The sequence below is a fragment of the Leifsonia sp. P73 genome, from assembly GCF_051059105.1.
GTDB lineage: Bacteria > Actinomycetota > Actinomycetes > Actinomycetales > Microbacteriaceae > Leifsonia.
Genome location: NZ_CP194931.1, coordinates 831583 through 847040, shown reverse-complemented (window position 1 = coordinate 847040; position 15458 = coordinate 831583). Strand labels below are relative to the sequence as shown.

Annotated in this window: 13 protein-coding genes and 3 pseudogenes; 8 read left to right on the top strand and 8 right to left on the bottom strand. The window is 69.2% G+C overall.

All coding sequences use genetic code 11. The features are described 5' to 3' along the window. The first annotated feature begins 23 nt into the window (after positions 1-23). Positions 24-1067 (top strand): quinone-dependent dihydroorotate dehydrogenase, encoded by a 1044-nt coding sequence (locus ACQ86L_RS04325; RefSeq protein WP_434317825.1) that lies wholly within the window; start codon positions 24-26, stop codon positions 1065-1067. Here ACQ86L_RS04325 and ACQ86L_RS04320 read toward each other — a convergent pair. Both ACQ86L_RS04320 and ACQ86L_RS04315 read right to left on the bottom strand, forming a co-directional pair. Continuing rightward, positions 1035-1931 carry an RNase H family protein gene (locus ACQ86L_RS04320; protein ID WP_434317824.1) on the bottom strand — a complete coding sequence of 299 codons (897 nt, stop codon included), beginning with the start codon at positions 1929-1931 and terminating at the stop codon, positions 1035-1037. The genes ACQ86L_RS04325 and ACQ86L_RS04320 overlap by 33 nt on opposite strands. A gap of 1 nt (position 1932) precedes the next feature. Then, positions 1933-2526 (bottom strand): DUF3043 domain-containing protein, encoded by a 594-nt coding sequence (locus ACQ86L_RS04315; protein WP_434317823.1) that lies wholly within the window; start codon positions 2524-2526, stop codon positions 1933-1935. Between the two features lie 42 nt (positions 2527-2568). Between ACQ86L_RS04315 and ACQ86L_RS04310 the strand changes: the two genes are divergently transcribed. From ACQ86L_RS04310 to ACQ86L_RS04290, 5 genes are all read left to right on the top strand, one after another. Beyond that, on the top strand, positions 2569-4020 hold the full coding sequence (locus ACQ86L_RS04310) for a dipeptidase (protein ID WP_434317822.1): 1452 nt from the start codon (positions 2569-2571) through the stop codon (positions 4018-4020). A 75-nt stretch (positions 4021-4095) separates the two neighbouring features. Continuing rightward, positions 4096-4452 carry an iron-sulfur cluster insertion protein ErpA gene (gene erpA / locus ACQ86L_RS04305; RefSeq protein ID WP_345834712.1) on the top strand — a complete coding sequence of 119 codons (357 nt, stop codon included), beginning with the start codon at positions 4096-4098 and terminating at the stop codon, positions 4450-4452. Between the two features lie 144 nt (positions 4453-4596). Next, positions 4597-5484, top strand: a complete 888-nt coding sequence (ctaC, locus tag ACQ86L_RS04300; RefSeq protein ID WP_434317821.1) for an aa3-type cytochrome oxidase subunit II — start codon at positions 4597-4599, stop codon at positions 5482-5484. 25 nt (positions 5485-5509) lie between these two features. Next, entirely contained in the window at positions 5510-7258 is a 1749-nt protein-coding gene (ctaD, locus tag ACQ86L_RS04295) for an aa3-type cytochrome oxidase subunit I (protein ID WP_433862234.1), read from the top strand. Positions 7259-7261: 3 nt separating this feature from the next. Continuing rightward, a complete protein-coding gene (locus tag ACQ86L_RS04290) occupies positions 7262-7684 on the top strand; it encodes a cytochrome c oxidase subunit 4 (RefSeq protein WP_434317820.1) in 423 nt (140 codons plus the stop codon). A 409-nt stretch (positions 7685-8093) separates the two neighbouring features. On the opposite strand, the gene ACQ86L_RS04285 is transcribed toward ACQ86L_RS04290, so the two are convergent. The 6 genes and pseudogenes from ACQ86L_RS04285 to ctaE all read right to left on the bottom strand — a co-directional run bounded on the left by ACQ86L_RS04285 (position 8094) and on the right by ctaE (position 13238). After that, positions 8094-8522 carry a hypothetical protein gene (locus tag ACQ86L_RS04285; RefSeq protein ID WP_434318995.1) on the bottom strand — a complete coding sequence of 143 codons (429 nt, stop codon included), beginning with the start codon at positions 8520-8522 and terminating at the stop codon, positions 8094-8096. Between the two features lie 283 nt (positions 8523-8805). Next, a pseudogene (locus ACQ86L_RS04280) lies at positions 8806-8898 on the bottom strand (methyltransferase domain-containing protein); the annotation flags it as partial. A gap of 86 nt (positions 8899-8984) precedes the next feature. Then, positions 8985-10604 carry a cytochrome bc1 complex cytochrome b subunit gene (gene qcrB, locus ACQ86L_RS04275; protein ID WP_434317819.1) on the bottom strand — a complete coding sequence of 540 codons (1620 nt, stop codon included), beginning with the start codon at positions 10602-10604 and terminating at the stop codon, positions 8985-8987. Then, the gene (gene qcrA, locus ACQ86L_RS04270; RefSeq protein ID WP_345834719.1) at positions 10601-11671 is read right to left on the bottom strand and encodes a cytochrome bc1 complex Rieske iron-sulfur subunit; all 1071 of its coding nucleotides are present in this window, start codon (positions 11669-11671) and stop codon (positions 10601-10603) included. The genes qcrB and qcrA overlap by 4 nt, the downstream gene beginning before the upstream one ends. A 44-nt stretch (positions 11672-11715) precedes the next feature. Then, positions 11716-12569: pseudogene (qcrC, locus tag ACQ86L_RS04265) on the bottom strand (cytochrome bc1 complex diheme cytochrome c subunit). Positions 12570-12593: 24 nt separating this feature from the next. Further along, complete coding sequence (ctaE, locus tag ACQ86L_RS04260) at positions 12594-13238, bottom strand: aa3-type cytochrome oxidase subunit III (RefSeq protein WP_434317818.1); 645 nt, start codon at positions 13236-13238, stop codon at positions 12594-12596. Positions 13239-13370: 132 nt separating this feature from the next. Here ctaE and trpD point away from each other — a divergent pair, with 132 nt between their 5' ends. Together trpD and dhaK are read left to right on the top strand one after the other, a co-directional pair. Further along, positions 13371-14420 carry an anthranilate phosphoribosyltransferase gene (trpD, locus tag ACQ86L_RS04255; RefSeq protein ID WP_434317817.1) on the top strand — a complete coding sequence of 350 codons (1050 nt, stop codon included), beginning with the start codon at positions 13371-13373 and terminating at the stop codon, positions 14418-14420. Positions 14421-14445: 25 nt separating this feature from the next. After that, positions 14446-15446, top strand: a pseudogene (gene dhaK, locus ACQ86L_RS04250) (dihydroxyacetone kinase subunit DhaK). The last annotated feature ends 12 nt before the right edge of the window (positions 15447-15458 follow it).

Here is a 15458-nt window from a genome sequence, read left to right as displayed (position 1 = left end):
GAGCGGGGTATTCTCAAACCGGCATGTATCGCACACTCTTCTCCCTCGTCCTGTCGAAGCTCGACCCGGAGCGCGCGCACCACCTCGCCTTCCTGGTGATCCGGGCCCTTCCCGCGCTCGGTCTCGGCGGCCTCGTCCGCCGGTTCACCGCCCCCGACCCGTCGCTGGCCGTCGAGGCCCTCGGCCTGCGGTTCGCGTCCCCGTTCGGCGTCGCCGCCGGCTTCGACAAGGACGGCGAGGCGGTGGTCGGCCTCGGCGACCTCGGCTTCGGCCACGTCGAGGTGGGCACCATCACGGCCCTCCCGCAGCCCGGCAACGACCGGCCGCGACTGTTCCGGCTCATCCCGGACCGCGCTGTGATCAACCGGATGGGCTTCAACAACCACGGCGCGGGCGACGCCGCCAACCGGCTGCTGAAGGTCCGCCGCGCCCGGCAGCGGCCCGTGCTCGGCGTGAACATCGGCAAGAGCCGGGTGGTCGCCGTCGAGGACGCCACCCGCGACTACCTGACCAGCGCCCGCGCGCTCGCGCCGGTCGCCGACTACCTCGTCGTCAACGTGAGCTCGCCGAACACGCCCGGCCTGCGCGGCCTCCAGGAGCTGGAGCTGCTGACCCCGCTGCTCACCGCCGTCAAGGACGTCGCGGGGGAGACACCGCTGCTGGTCAAGATCGCGCCCGACCTCACCGACGAGCAGGTCGAGAAGATCGCGGGCCTCGCCGTCGAGCTGGGCCTCGCCGGGATCATCGCGACGAACACCACCATCTCCCGCGACGGCCTCGTGACCGACCCCGCCCTGGTGGAGGCTGCCGGTGCCGGCGGGCTCTCCGGAGCGCCGCTGGCCGCGCGCTCGCTGGAGGTGCTGCGCCTGATCCGCGCGCACGTCCCCGCCGAGCTGTGCGTCATCTCGGTCGGCGGCGTGGAGACCGCGGAGGACGTGCAGCAGCGGCTCGATGCGGGCGCCACCCTCGTGCAGGGCTACACCGCGTTCCTCTACCGCGGCCCGCTGTGGGCGCGGCAGATCAACCGCGGGCTGCTACGCCTCCGGCGTGCCCTGGTGGAAGCGTAGGCGCCAGCGGCCTCCCACGCGCAGCCACAGCGAGCTGCGCAGGCTGGCGCCGCGGTCGTCCACCGTGCGCGCCGTGAGCAGGATGGCGTCGGCGCCGATCCGGTCGGTGCCCAGCACGGCGAGCTCGGCCGCCGGGGCGTCCTCCTCGGCCAGCGCCTCCAGGATCGCGTCGCGGCCCCACAGCCGTCCGGAGCGGCCGATCTCCTCGAAGTCCGGGTGCAGCAGCGCGGCGACCCGGGCGGAGTCCGCGCGGACGGTCGGCTCCACCAGCTCGCGCTCCAGCCGCGTCACGACGTCCTCGTCCGTCTCGGTCGCGGACAGCAGGTCGTCGAACAGGTCGAGCTCGACGGTCTCGGCGGGCGCGGCAACCGCCAGGGCGGGCGCCGGCTCGTGCACCGCCGCGCCCGGCCAGCCCGGTCCGATCGGGATGGCGTCGCCGTCCCGGTAGGCGGTCGCCGCCGCGCGGGCGCGCTTGTCCGCCGCCTCGTTCAGGTCGTGGCCGGCGTGGCCCTTGACCCACTCGAACGTGTAGGTCCGGCCGTGCAGGGCGCGGTCCAGCCGCTCCAGCAGCTCGCGGTTGAGCACGGGGGAGCCGTCGGACTTGCGCCAGCCCTTGCGCTTCCAGCCCGGCATCCACTTGGTGACCGAGTTGATCACGTACTGGCTGTCGCACAGGATGCGCAGGTCGTCGTCCACGTGGGCGGTCGACTCCAGGAGGTCGATGACCGCCATGAGCTCGCCCATGTTGTTGGTGCCGTGCGGCCAGCCGCCCGCCGACCAGCGCTCGTCGTCGACGTACCAGGACCAGCCCGCAGGGCCGGGATTACCGAGGGCGGAGCCGTCCGCCGCTGCGACGATCGTCACGTCAGGCGGGGTACTGGCCGCGCTTGACCTGCGGCTTCGGGAGGCGCATGACGCGGAGCTGGAACGCGCGCATGGCGGCGTACCACTTGAGGCCGCGCTCCACCTTGGTCTTGCCGAACTTGTCGCCGACCTTCCTGGTCACCAGGAGGCCGAGGACGATGCCGTCCACCACGGCGATGAAGAAGAACGCCCACAGCGCCACGAGGCCCCAGACCTGCATGAACGCGTACGGGAGGAAGCTGAGCACGATCACCACCAGCATGACCGGGATGAGGAACTCGCCGATGCTGAAGCGGGCGTCGACGTAGTCGCGCACATACCGGCGCTGCGGTCCGCGGTCGCGCTGGGTGAGGTAGCGCTCGTCGCCCGCCGCCATGCCGACGCGCGCCTTCTCACGCGCCTCGGCCTGGTGCGCACGGGCCGCCTTGGCCGCCTCCTTGCGGTCGGTCGGCACGAGCGGCCGCTTGCGCGCAGCCTCCTGCTCGCGGCGGGTGGGCGTCGGGGCGCCCTTGCCCTGCAGCCGGGCCGTGGTCTGTTCGGGGGTCTCGGGGCCGGGCGCCTGTGCCTCGTCCGCCGGATTCTGTCGTTTCGCCAACGCTTGAGCCTTCGTTTGTGGGGTCCGCTTAAGATTACCCGCATGACAGACACCCAGCAGACTCCTTCCGGCCGATCCGCAGCCGGGGACCGGCCGGAGGTGGAGGAGCGCATCCGCTCCTCCGTCGAGACCGGCCTCCCGTCGACCATCGCCGAGCTCTCGCGCCTCGTGCGGATCCCCTCGGTCTCGTGGACCGCCTACGACCCGGGGAACGTCCGGAAGAGCGCGGAGGCCGTGGCGGAGCTGCTGCGCGACACCGGCGCGTTCGAGAACGTCGAGATCAAGCAGGCGCCGATCTCCGGGCCGTCGACCGGCGCCGGCGAGTCCCTGGGCCAGCCGGCCGTGCTGGCGACACGCGCCGCGAAGAACGGCCGCCCGACCGTCCTCCTCTACGCCCACCACGACGTCCAGCCGCAGGGCGACGCCGAGAACTGGGACACCCCGCCGTTCGAGCCGACCGTGCGCGGCGACCGGCTCTACGGCCGCGGCGCGGCCGACGACAAGGCCGGCGTGATGGCGCACGTCGCGAGCGTCCGCGCGCTCGTGGACACCCTCGGCTCCGATTTCGACCTCGGCCTCGCCGTCTTCATCGAGGGCGAGGAGGAGTTCGGCTCCCGCTCGTTCGCGAACTTCCTGGAGCAGAACAAGGCCGCCCTCTCCGCCGACGTGATCGTGGTCGCCGACTCCGACAACGTCGACATCGACACGCCCGCCCTCACCGTCTCGCTGCGCGGCAACGTGACCTTCAAGCTCACCGTCTCGACGCTGGAGCACGCCTCGCACTCCGGCATGTACGGCGGCGCGGCCCCCGACGCGATGCTCGCGCTCGTCGCGCTGCTCGCGACGCTGCACGACGAGAACGGCTCCGTCGCGGTTGAGGGCATGCGCTCGCACGACGACGCGGCCGAGCCGCCCGCGGTGAGCGAGGAGCAGTTCCGCGAGGAGGCCGCCCTGCTGCCCGGTGTGACCCCGATCGGCACCGGCCCGATCCTGTCCCGGATGTGGTCCCAGCCGACGGTCACGATCACCGGGATCGACGCGCCCAGCGTCGTCGACGCCTCCAACACCCTCCTGCCGAGCGTCGCCGCGCGGCTGAGCGCCCGCGTCGCGCCCGGCCAGTCCGCCGCGGAGGCCTACGAGGCCCTGGAACGCCACCTGCGCGCGCACGCGCCCTTCGGCGCGCACGTGGAGATCAGCGACGTCGACACCGGGGACGCCTTCCTGGTCGACACCGCCGGCTGGGCGGCGACCGAGGCGAAGCGCGCCATGAACGACGCCTGGGGCAAGGAAGCGGTGGAGACCGGCGTCGGCGGGTCCATCCCGTTCATCGCCGACCTCGTGCGCGAGTTCCCCGAGGCGCAGATCCTCGTCACCGGCGTGGAGGACCCCGACACCCGCGCCCACAGCCCGAACGAGTCGCTCCACCTCGGGGTGTTCAAGAGGGCGATTCTCGCCGAGGCGCTGCTGCTCGCCCGACTGGACGCCCGGAACTGAGCGAGTTCGCGGGAATGGGACGTACAATCGACCCAGATTTCGCAATCGAATCCTGAAACACGTGTGAGGAGTCCAATGACCGACACAACGCTGACCGCGACCAAGGCCCACGGCGTCGGCCTGACCGACAACGCGGCGGGCAAGGTCAGGAGCCTGCTCGAGCAGGAGGGCCGCGACGACCTGCGTCTGCGCGTCGCCGTCCAGCCCGGCGGCTGCTCGGGCCTGATCTACCAGCTCTACTTCGACGAGCGCATGCTCGACGGCGACGCGACCGTCGACTTCGACGGCGTCGAGGTCATCGTCGACAAGATGAGCGTGCCCTACCTCGACGGCGCCACGATCGACTTCGAGGACACCATCCAGAAGCAGGGCTTCACGATCGACAACCCCAACGCGACGGGCTCCTGCGCGTGTGGAGACTCGTTCCACTGAGCGTTCTATAACACAAAAAACAGCTCTGGGCCGCCCCTTGTGGGCGGCCCTTTGTGTTCGAAACCGAGTGTCCGGCGGAGTAGGGTAGATAACGCCACATACAGTTGCATGTGAACTGTCCCCGAGTCTCTCGAAAGGTCACCGGTGCGTCACAATCGCCGTTTCCGATGGGTTGCAATCCCGATCGCAGCGACACTTGCCATCGTCCTCGCGGGCTGCACGCAGGCCCAGCTCCACGGATTCCTGCCGGGCTTCGTCGAGGGCCAGCAGCCCGTCACCAACCACACCGACCGCATCAGCGGCCTCTGGGTGACCAGCTGGATCGTACTGCTCATCGTCGGCATCATCGTCTGGGGTCTCATCCTCTGGGCGGTCGTCGTGTACCGCCGCCGCAAGGGACAGACCGGGCTGCCGGTCCAGCTCCGCTACAACATGCCGATCGAGATCTTCTACACGATCGTGCCGCTCATCCTGGTCCTCGGCTTCTTCGCCTTCACGGCGCGCGACCAGAACGCCATCGAGCAGCCGTACGCGCACCCCGACCTCAAGATCCAGGTCTACGCCAAGCAGTGGGCCTGGGACTTCAACTACGTCACCGACAACGTCTACGACCCGGGGATCCAGGCGCAGCCGAGCGACTCGAACGCGACGCCCGGCTCGGTCCAGGAGAGCCAGATCCCCACGCTCTACCTGCCGGAGAACAAGAAGATCACGATCCAGCTCGACTCGCGCGACGTGATCCACTCCTTCTGGGTGCCGGCCTTCCTCTACAAGAAGGACGTCATCCCCGGCAAGACCAACTACATGTACTTCTCGACCACGGGCCGCTCCGGCACCTTCGTCGGCAAGTGCGCGGAGTTGTGCGGCGAGTACCACTCGGCGATGCTCTTCAACGTGAAGATCGTGTCGCAGAGCGAGTACGACGCCCACATCCAGTCCCTGCGTGACAAGGGCTTCGAGGGCCAGCTCGGGTCCCAGTACGACCGCAACAACAACCTGCCCGGCACGGGCGCCCCCACGGGCAACGAGTGATTCCGGCAACGAGTAGGACAGACGCATGACGACGACAGCACCGGCGCCCGGAGCGACCACCGCGGCCGCTCCGAAGCCCACCCTCCTCACCGCCAACGGCGTTGAGCGCAAGGGCAACATCCTCGTGAACTACATCACGTCGACGGACCACAAGACGATCGGGTACATGTACCTGATCTCGTCGTTCATCTACTTCCTCATCGGCGGCGTGATGGCCCTCATCATCCGCGCCCAGCTCTTCGAGCCGGGACTCGAGGTGGTGCAGACCAAGGAGCAGTACAACCAGCTCTTCACGATGCACGGCACGATCATGCTGCTGATGTTCGCGACGCCGCTCTTCGCCGGCTTCGTGAACGTGCTGATGCCGCTGCAGATCGGCGCCCCCGACGTGGCGTTCCCGCGTCTGAACGCGCTGGCGTACTGGTTCTACTCGTTCGGCTCGCTGATCGCGGTCGCCGGCTTCCTCACCCCGCAGGGTGCGGCGTCCTTCGGCTGGTTCGCGTACGCGCCGCTGTCGAGCACGACCTTCTCGCCGGGCATCGGCGGAAACCTCTGGGTGCTCGGCCTCGGCCTCTCCGGCTTCGGCACCATCCTCGGCGCGGTGAACTTCATCACGACCATCATCACGATGCGCGCGCCGGGCATGACCATGTTCCGCATGCCGATCTTCACCTGGAACGCGATGGTCACCTCGATCCTCGTGCTCATGGCCTTCCCGGTGCTCGCCGCCGCGCTGTTCGCCCTCGCGGCCGACCGCGTGTTCGACGCCCACATCTACGACGCCGCGAACGGCGGGGCACTGCTCTGGCAGCACCTGTTCTGGTTCTTCGGCCATCCCGAGGTGTACATCATCGCGCTGCCGTTCTTCGGCATCGTGTCCGAGATCTTCCCGGTGTTCAGCCGCAAGCCGATCTTCGGGTACAAGACCCTCATCTACGCGACGATCTCGATCGCGGCCCTGTCCGTCACCGTGTGGGCTCACCACATGTACGTGACCGGCTCGGTGCTGCTGCCCTGGTTCTCGCTGATGACGATGCTCATCGCGGTCCCGACCGGCGTGAAGATCTTCAACTGGATCGGCACGATGTGGCGCGGCTCGCTGACCTTCGAGTCCCCGATGCTGTGGTCGATCGGCTTCCTGATCACCTTCACCTTCGGTGGCCTCACCGGCGTCATCCTCGCGTCGCCGCCGCTCGACTTCCACGTGTCCGACACCTACTTCGTGGTGGCGCACTTCCACTACGTCGTGTTCGGCACGGTCGTGTTCGCCATGTTCGCCGGCTTCTACTTCTGGTGGCCGAAGTGGACGGGCAAGATGCTCAACGACCGTCTCGGCAAGTGGCACTTCTGGCTGCTGTTCATCGGCTTCCACACGACGTTCCTCATCCAGCACTGGCTGGGCGTCGTGGGCATGCCCCGCCGGTACGCGACGTACCTGCCGTCGGACGGCTTCACCTGGATGAACCAGGTCTCGTCGATCGGCGCCGGCATCCTGGCGATCTCGATGATCCCGTTCTTCGTGAACGTCTACCTGACGGCGCGCAACGCCCCGAAGGTCACGGTCAACGACCCGTGGGGCTACGGCCGGTCGCTCGAGTGGGCGACCTCCTGCCCGCCGCCGCGGCACAACTTCACGTCCATCCCGCGCATCCGCTCCGAGTCGCCGGCGTTCGACCTCAACCACCCCGAGGCCGGCATCCCGATCGGCGTCGGCGGCGGCAAGGACGCCCCGGACGCCCCCGTGCTCGACCTCTCGAACAACAAGGTGAAGTAACCCATGAGAGCCAATGCCATCCTCTTCTGGATCCTGTCGGTCTTCTTCATCCTCTCGGCGATCGTCTACACGCTGTGGAGCCTCCTCGACCCGATGCACCTGAAGGTCGAGTGGGTCGGCACCGTCGCGCTGACGCTGAGCGCCATCCTGGCCGCATTCATCGCGTTCTACGTGGGCCGCTCGCACTCCGCCCAGGGCGGCGAGCTGCCGGAGGACCGCCTCGACGCGAACATCGACGACGGCGACCCCGAGCTCGGCCACTTCTCCCCGTGGAGCTGGTGGCCCGTGGCCCTCGCGACCGGCGCCGCGCTGGTCATGCTCGGCCTCGCGGTCGGCTTCTGGATCTGCTTCATCGGCGTGGCCTTCAGCATCGTCTGCATCGTCGGCTGGGTCTACGAGTACTACCGCGGTTACTTCGCCCGCTGAGCCGCACGCACATCACGAAGGCCGTCTCCCACGGGAGGCGGCCTTCGTCGTTCCGCGAGGCGGCGCATTCTCCGCCGCCTCGCGCACTGCGCGCCGTCCCGCCACCTACGTGACAGAACACGCCGCCTGGAGGGCGAGGCAGGCGGCATGTCCTGTCAGCCAGTTCATGCAGGGGTCGCACCGCGCCGTGTAGCGGCGCGGAGGCGACGCGCTGCGTCCCGCTCTCGGGGAAGGCGACCGACGTCGTCCATCTACCTGACAGGACACGCCGCGTGGAGGTCGCGCCAGGCGGCGTGTCCTGTCAGCTCGTGCGTCCGGGGGACGCAACGCGCCGCCAAACGGCGGGCGTCGCGGCGTGTTGCGTCGCCTCGTTCGCGGCGCGCGCGGCGTGCGGGTGGGGATACGCGGGTCAGCGTGCGCTGAAGGTGAGGACGTCGACGGAGACGGTGGTCGCGGCGGCGTCCGCGGGAGCCGTGGCGGCGTGGCGAGCCGAGGGGCCCATGCCTGCCAGCGCGGCCCGGAGGGCGTCGTCGAGCGCTAGCTCGTAGGACACGTGTTCGCGCGTCAGCGGGGCGTACAGCGGCTCTGCGGCCGCGATGACGTCGTCCGCCTTGTCGGAGGGGATGTCGAGCATGGTGCCCTCCGCCCGCAGCGATGCGAGGTGGTCGGCGCGGGGCACGACGACGGCGAGCGTGCCACCCGGCCGCAAGACGCGGTGGAACTCCGGCAGGTTGCGGGGCGCGAACACGTCGAGCACCGCGTCCGCGCTGTGCGAGCGCACTGGGAGCGGCCGCCAGGTGTCCGCCACCAGGCCGTCGACGTCGGGCGACGAGCGCACGGCGCGGGCGACGGCCGTGGGGAGAGGTCCATCGCGAGGCCCACGGCGCCGGGGGAGTCGGCGAGCACGGCGCGGAGGTAGTAGCCGGTGCCGGCCCCGCGTCCAGGATGCGCTCGACGGGTGCGAGCGCGGCCGCCACGGCGCGGGCGATCGGCTCGTACGCTCCGCCCTCCAGCACCGTGTCGCGCGCGTCCAGCATCTCGGCGGTGTCGCCGACGAACTTGCTTCCGCCGCCGAGGAGGGACACGTAGCCGCGCTTGTTGACGTCGTGGCGGTGCCCGGCGGCGCAGCCGAGCGCGAGGCGGTCGACCGGCTCCAGGTCCTGTCCGCAGACGGGGCAGCGCAGCCAGGACGCCAGGCGGGTCAGGTCGGACACGGCGGCCTCCAGAAGGGTCGGGAGCGAGGGGACGCGGATACACGAAAGCGCCGGTGCAGTTTCTGCACCGGCGCCCTCATGACCGATCAGTGGTGGCCGTGGCCCGACTCGAGCTCCGCGCGGGTCGGCGGGACCAGGCGGTCCTCGAAGAACCAGCGGGAGAGGCTGGCGCGCATGCGCGTTCCTGCCGTGATCTTGCCGCGCTTGTTCGGGCGGATCATCAGCGGCTCGTACGCCTCGTAGCTGATCAGGCGCCAGCGCTCGTAGTCGCTGAGCTGCTCGTGCACCTCGATGAACTCGCCGCCGGGGAGCTTCACGATGCGGCCGGTCTCGTAGCCGTGCAGGGCGATGGAGCGGTCCTTCTTCGCCAGCGCGATGCAGATGCGCTTGGTGAGGAAGTACGCCACGACCGGGCCGACGAAGAGCATGGCCTGAAGGGTGTGGATGACGCCCTCCATCGTGAGCTTGAAGTGCGTCGCGATGATGTCCGACGAGGCCGCAGCCCAGAACACCGCGTAGAAGGTCACGCCGGCGGCGCCGATGGCCGTCCGGGTGGCCGCGTTGCGCGGACGGTCCAGGATGTGGTGCTCGCGCTTGTCGCCGGTGACCCACGCCTCGATGAAGGGGTAGATCATCACGGTCACGATGAAGAGACCGAGGATGGCGACGGGGACGATGATGTTGAACGACCAGGTGCGGTTCAGCCAGACGAACTCCCAGCCCGGCGGGACCAGACGCAGCGCGCCGTCCGCGAAGCCGATGTACCAGTCCGGCTGGGTGCCGGCGGACACGGGGGAGGGGTCGTAGGGGCCGTAGTTCCAGATCGGGTTGATGGTGAAGAACGACGCCATGGCCGCCACGACACCGAACACGATGAAGAAGAAGCCGCCGGCCTTCGCCGCGTACACCGGAAGGACCGGGTAGCCGACGACGTTGCCCTGCGTGCGGCCGGGAGCGGCGTACTGCGTGTGCTTGTGGACGACCACGAACACGAGGTGCAGCGCGATGAACGCGACCACCAGCGCGGGCAGCAGCAGGATGTGCAGCGTGTAGAGGCGTCCGACGATCGCGGTGCCGGGGAACTCGCCGCCGAACAGCAGGAACGAGATCCAGGTGCCGACGACGGGGAGGCCCTTGACCAGGCCGTCGATGATCCGGAGGCCGTTGCCCGAGAGCAGGTCATCGGGGAGCGAGTAGCCGGTGAAGCCCTCGGCCATCGCCAGGATGAACAGCGTGAAGCCGATCACCCAGTTCAGCTCGCGCGGCTTGCGGAACGCGCCCGTGAAGAAGATGCGGAGCATGTGCAGGCCGATCGCGGCCACGAACAGCAGCGCCGCCCAGTGGTGGATCTGGCGCACGAGCAGGCCGCCGCGCACCTCGAACGAGATGTTGAGGGTGGACTCCATCGCCGCGGACATGTGGATGCCCTTGAGCGGGACGTAGGAGCCGTTGTAGACGACCTCCGCCATCGACGCCTGGAAGAAGAACGTCAGGAACGTCCCGGTCAGCAGGATGACGATGAAGCTGTAGAGGGCGACCTCACCGAGCAGGAAGGACCAGTGGTCCGGGAAGATCTTGCGCCCGAACTCCTTGACCGCGCCCGAGATGCTGGTGCGGTCCTCGATGTAGTTGGCGGCGGCAGCGGTGAAGCCGCCGCTCTTGGCCGTGGTGGGTGCCGCAGGGGCCGCGGCGGTCGAGGTGCTCAATGACGCTCCCAGAAACTCGGGCCGACGGGCTCGTGGAAGTCGCTGCGGGCGACCAGGTAACCGTCGGCGTCAACGGTGATCGGCAGCTGCGGCAGTGGCCGCTTCGCCGGTCCGAAGATGACCTGAGCCTCGTGCGTGATGTCGAACTGCGACTGGTGGCACGGGCACAGCAGGTGGTGGGTCTGCTGCTCGTAGAGCGCCACAGGGCACCCGACGTGCGTGCAGATCTTGGAGTAGGCGACGATGCCGTCGTAGTTCCAGTTCTCGCGGCCCTTGGACACGTGCAGGTCCTCGGGCTTGAGGCGCATGAGCAGGACGGCCGCCTTGGCCTTCTGCTCCAGCATGTCGGGGGCGTCGTTGAGGCCCTCGGGGATGACGTGGAAGGCGCTGCCGAGCGTGACGTCCGACGCCTTGATCGGCGTGCCGGACGGGTCGCGCGTGAGGCGGATGCCCTTGGCCCACATGGTCTGCGACAGCAGCTCCGCCGGGTCCACGCCCTGCGGCGCCAGGCCGCGGAAGAGGATGATTCCGGGCAGCGGGAAGGCGATCAGCGCGCCGATGAGGCTGTTGCGGATCAGCACGCGGCGGTTGAAGCCGGACTCCTCGTCGGCCTGGCGGAAGATCTCCGCCGCGCGCTCCGTGGTCTGCTCGGAGCCGCGGACGGGGTGACGGAGGTCGACGCCCTCCTTCTCGTGCATGAGGGCCTTGCCCCAGTGCACCGCGCCGATGCCGATCGCGAGGAGGGCCAGCGTGATGCCGATGCCGATGAACAGGTTGTTCAGGCGGACCGAACCCGGGTCGCTCGCGTTGATCGGGAACGCCATGTAGGCGGCGACCGCCCAGACGGAGCCCGCGATCGACAGGTAGAACAGCGTGTAGACGGTGCGCTCGGCGCGCCGCTCCTTCGTGGGGTCGAGGTCGGTCACCCGTTGCCGGTGCGGCGGGAACCCGGGGTTCTCCACGGCATCGCGGATGACGACCGCCGTTCCGGGGTCGCCGGTCCGGTGCACGTCGACGGCCGACGAACTGGGCGTCAGCTCGTGACCGCCGATCTCGTCCTGTGCCATTGTTCTCCTTCTTACGCTGTGCTTCTACAAGTACGACAGAACGGTCAGTTGGACTTCGCCGTGATCCACACGGTCAGCGCCACAATGGCGCCGAGACCGAAGATCCAGAGGAAGAGTCCCTCGGCCACCGGGCCGAGCGAGCCGAGCTCGATGCCGCCCGGGGACGGGTTGTTCTGGATGTACTTGAGGTACGTGATGATGTCGGCCTTGCCCTGGGGCGAGATGTTCAGGTCGTTGAAGACCGGCATGTTCTGCGGGCCGGTGACCATGGCCTCGTAGATGTGCTTGGCGCTCACACCGGTGAGCGGGGGGCGTACTTGCCCTCGGTGAGGGCTCCACCGGCGCCGGCGACGTTGTGGCACATCGCGCAGTTGATCCGGAAGAGCTGGGCGCCGTTGGCGGCGTCGCCCTTGCCGTCGAGGTACTTCTGCTCGGGGATCGACGGCCCGGGAGCGAGGGAGGCGACGTAGTCGGCCAGGGCCGCGACCTCTTCGTTCGAGAACTGGACCGGCTTCTCCTGGGCCTGCGGACCCTGCATCTGCATCGGCATGCGGCCGGTGCCGACCTGGAAGTCGACCGCGGCGGCGCCGACGCCGATGAGGGACGGCGCGTTGACCGTGCCCTGGGCGTCCATGCCGTGGCAGGTGGCGCAGTTGGCCTGGAAGAGCTTCTCGCCCTGCGAGACCGACGACTTCGAGGCCGTCTGGACCTGCGGGGTGTCGGCGGAGGCCGTGGTGGTGGTGAACGCGGCGTAGGCTCCGCCGGTCAGGCCGAGGCCGATGGCGAGCAGGGCGACGGTGGCGAGCGGGTGGCGGCGACCGGTCTTGCGCGCGGCCTTCGCGTTACGCGATGGCGCTGCTGCGCGGGACTTCTGGGTGCCGGGGACGCGGGGACGCATGAGGTGAGGTCAGCTCCTGTTGATCTATCGGATGATGTAGATGACCGCGAACAGTCCGATCCACACGACGTCGACGAAGTGCCAGTAGTACGACACGACGATGGCGCTCGTGGCCTCTTTGTGGCCGAAGGTCTTGACCGCGAAGGCGCGGCCGATGACGAGCAGGAAGGCGATGAGGCCGCCGGTGACGTGGAGGGCGTGGAAGCCGGTCGTCAGATAGAAGGCGGAGCCGTAGGCGTTGGCGTCGAGGGAGATGCCCTCGGAGACGAGCGTGGCGTACTCGAGCACCTGACCGGAGACGAAGATGGCGCCCATGATGTAGGAGAGGGCGAACCACTCGACCATGCCCCACTTCCAGAACTGCAGCACCCCGCCCGCGCGCCGCGGCTGGAGCCGCTCGGCGGCGAACACGCCCATCTGGCAGGTCACCGAGCTCAGCACGAGGATGATCGTGTTCGTGAGCGCGTACGGGACGTTAAGGTGCGCCGTCTCGGCGGCCCACAGATCGGGCGACGTCGACTTGAGCGTGAAGTAGATCGCGAACAGACCCGCGAAGAACATCACCTCGGAGCCGAGCCAGACGATCGTGCCGACGGCCACGACATTGGGCCGGTTGATCGCCGGCGCACTCGTTGCAGGGGAAATGGAGGTGCTCGTCACAATTCCCATTATGGCTGAAAAGAAGCCGTGGTTTTCTCACCTGAAAGGCACGAATATGCCTCGATTCGGGAAAGGGCCGCTCGATACCTGGTACAAACGGGCGGCTCCCCGTGGCGTGTCGCCTCCCCATAGGATCGCTGTATGACGGAAAAGCAGTCCTGGTCGTCCGTGCTCACCTCCCTTCTGGCCCGTGAGGACCTGAGTGTGGCGGACGCGGCGTGGGCGATGGACCAGGTCATGTCGGGCGAGGCCACGGAGGCCCAGCTCGCCGCTTTCCTCATCGCGCTGCGGGCCAAGGGCGAGACCGTGGACGAGATCGTGGGCTTCCGCGACGCCATCCTCGACCACGCGGTCCCGCTTCCGGTGGACCCGATGGCGCTCGACATCGTCGGGACCGGAGGCGACCGGTTCGGCACCGTGAACGTCTCGACCACGGCCTCCATCGTCGCCGCGGCCGCCGGGGTGCCCGTCATCAAGCACGGCAACCGGGCCGCCAGCTCGTCGTCGGGATCGTCGGACGTGCTGGCCGCGCTCGGCATCGACCTGACCCTGCCGCCGGAGCGGGTGGCCGAGGTGCTGAAGAGCACCGGGATCACCTTCGCGTTCGCCAGCGCCTTCCACCCGGGCTTCGCCAACGCGGGCCCCGTGCGGTCGCAGCTCGGCGTGCCGACGGTGTTCAACTTCCTCGGGCCGCTGTGCAACCCGGCCCGCCCCGAGGCGTCCGCGGTCGGCGTCGCGACGCTCGACCGCATCCCGCTGATCGTCGGCGTGTTCCAGACCCGCGGCGCGACCGCGCTGGTCTTCCGCGGCGACGACGGCCTCGACGAGCTGTCGACCACGGGTCACAGCCACGTCTGGGAGGTCTCCCGGGGCCTCGTCACCGAGCACGACATCGATCCGCGCGATCTGGGCATCCCGCGCGCCAGGATCGAGGACCTGCTCGGGAAGGACGCCGCGTACAACGCGGCTGTCGTGCGTGCCGTGCTCGCGGGCCAGGAGGGCCCCGTGCGCGACATCGTCCTGCTCAACGCGGCGGCCGGGCTCGTGTCCTACGAGCTCGCGTCCGACCCGTCGAGGGTCCAGGTGTCCATCCTGGATCGGTTCCGTTCGCACATGGCGGTCGCCGCCCAGGCGATCGACTCCGGGGCTGCGGCCGCGAAGCTCGAGGAATGGGTCGAGGCGACGCACTGACAGCAAGTGGAAGGAAGGGTTTTCGATGAAGAAGCTCATCAACGACGTACCCGACGTCGTGACCGAGTCCCTCGCGGGGTTCGGACGGGCTCACGCGGACATCGTGACGGTGTCGCAGGACCCCCGCTTCGTCTCCCGGGCCGACGGCCCGGTGCGCGGCAAGGTCGGCCTGGTCAGCGGTGGGGGCAGTGGCCACGAGCCGCTGCACGCCGGTTTCGTGGGGAAGGGCATGCTGGACGCCGCCGTCCCCGGTGAGGTCTTCACCTCGCCCACGCCGATGCCGATCGTCGAGGCCACCAAGGCCGCGGACGGCGGCGCCGGAGTCCTCCACATCGTCAAGAACTACACCGGCGACGTGCTGAACTTCGAGACGGCGGCCGACCTGGTGGGGGCGGAGGGCATCACGGTGCGCGCCGTCGTGACCAACGACGACGTCGCGGTCCAGGACTCCTCTACACGGCGGGGCGCCGTGGCGTCGCGGGCACTGTGCTGGTGGAGAAGATCGCCGGAGCGGCGGCCGACCGGGGCGACGACCTCGACGCCGTCACGGCGGTGGCCGAGAAGGTCAACGCCAACGTGCGCTCGATCGGCCTCGCCCTCACCGACGGCACCGTCCCGCATGCGGGCGAGCCCGGCTTCGTGCTCCCGGAGGACGAGATCGAGTTCGGTGTCGGCATCCACGGCGAGCCGGGCCGCGAGCGGATCAAGCTCGAGCCGGCCGACCGCCTGGTGGACCGGATGATGGACGCGATCCTCACCGACCTGCCGTTCTCCTCCGGCGACACCGTGCTGCTGTTCGTCAACGGCATGGGCGGCACTCCGCTCTCGGAGCTCTACATCCTGTTCCGGCGCGCGGCGGAGATCCTCGACGAGAAGGGGATCGTCCTCGGCCGGTCGCTGGTCGGGAACTACGTCACCTCGCTGGAGATGCAGGGCGCCTCGATCTCGGTGCTGAAGCTGGACGACGAGCTGACCGCCCTGTGGGACGCGCCGGTGCACACCGCCGCACTCCGCTGGGGCGTCTGAGACGGCGTACGC

Coding starts and splice junctions, on each gene's coding strand:
- erpA (WP_345834712.1), top strand. CDS start 4,096: ATGACCGACACAACGCTGACCGCGACCAAGGCCCACGGCGTCGGCCTG.
- qcrA (WP_345834719.1), bottom strand. CDS start 11,671: ATGGCACAGGACGAGATCGGCGGTCACGAGCTGACGCCCAGTTCGTCG.
- trpD (WP_434317817.1), top strand. CDS start 13,371: ATGACGGAAAAGCAGTCCTGGTCGTCCGTGCTCACCTCCCTTCTGGCC.
- ctaE (WP_434317818.1), bottom strand. CDS start 13,238: ATGGGAATTGTGACGAGCACCTCCATTTCCCCTGCAACGAGTGCGCCG.
- ACQ86L_RS04325 (WP_434317825.1), top strand. CDS start 24: ATGTATCGCACACTCTTCTCCCTCGTCCTGTCGAAGCTCGACCCGGAG.
- ACQ86L_RS04310 (WP_434317822.1), top strand. CDS start 2,569: ATGACAGACACCCAGCAGACTCCTTCCGGCCGATCCGCAGCCGGGGAC.
- ctaD (WP_433862234.1), top strand. CDS start 5,510: ATGACGACGACAGCACCGGCGCCCGGAGCGACCACCGCGGCCGCTCCG.
- ACQ86L_RS04290 (WP_434317820.1), top strand. CDS start 7,262: ATGAGAGCCAATGCCATCCTCTTCTGGATCCTGTCGGTCTTCTTCATC.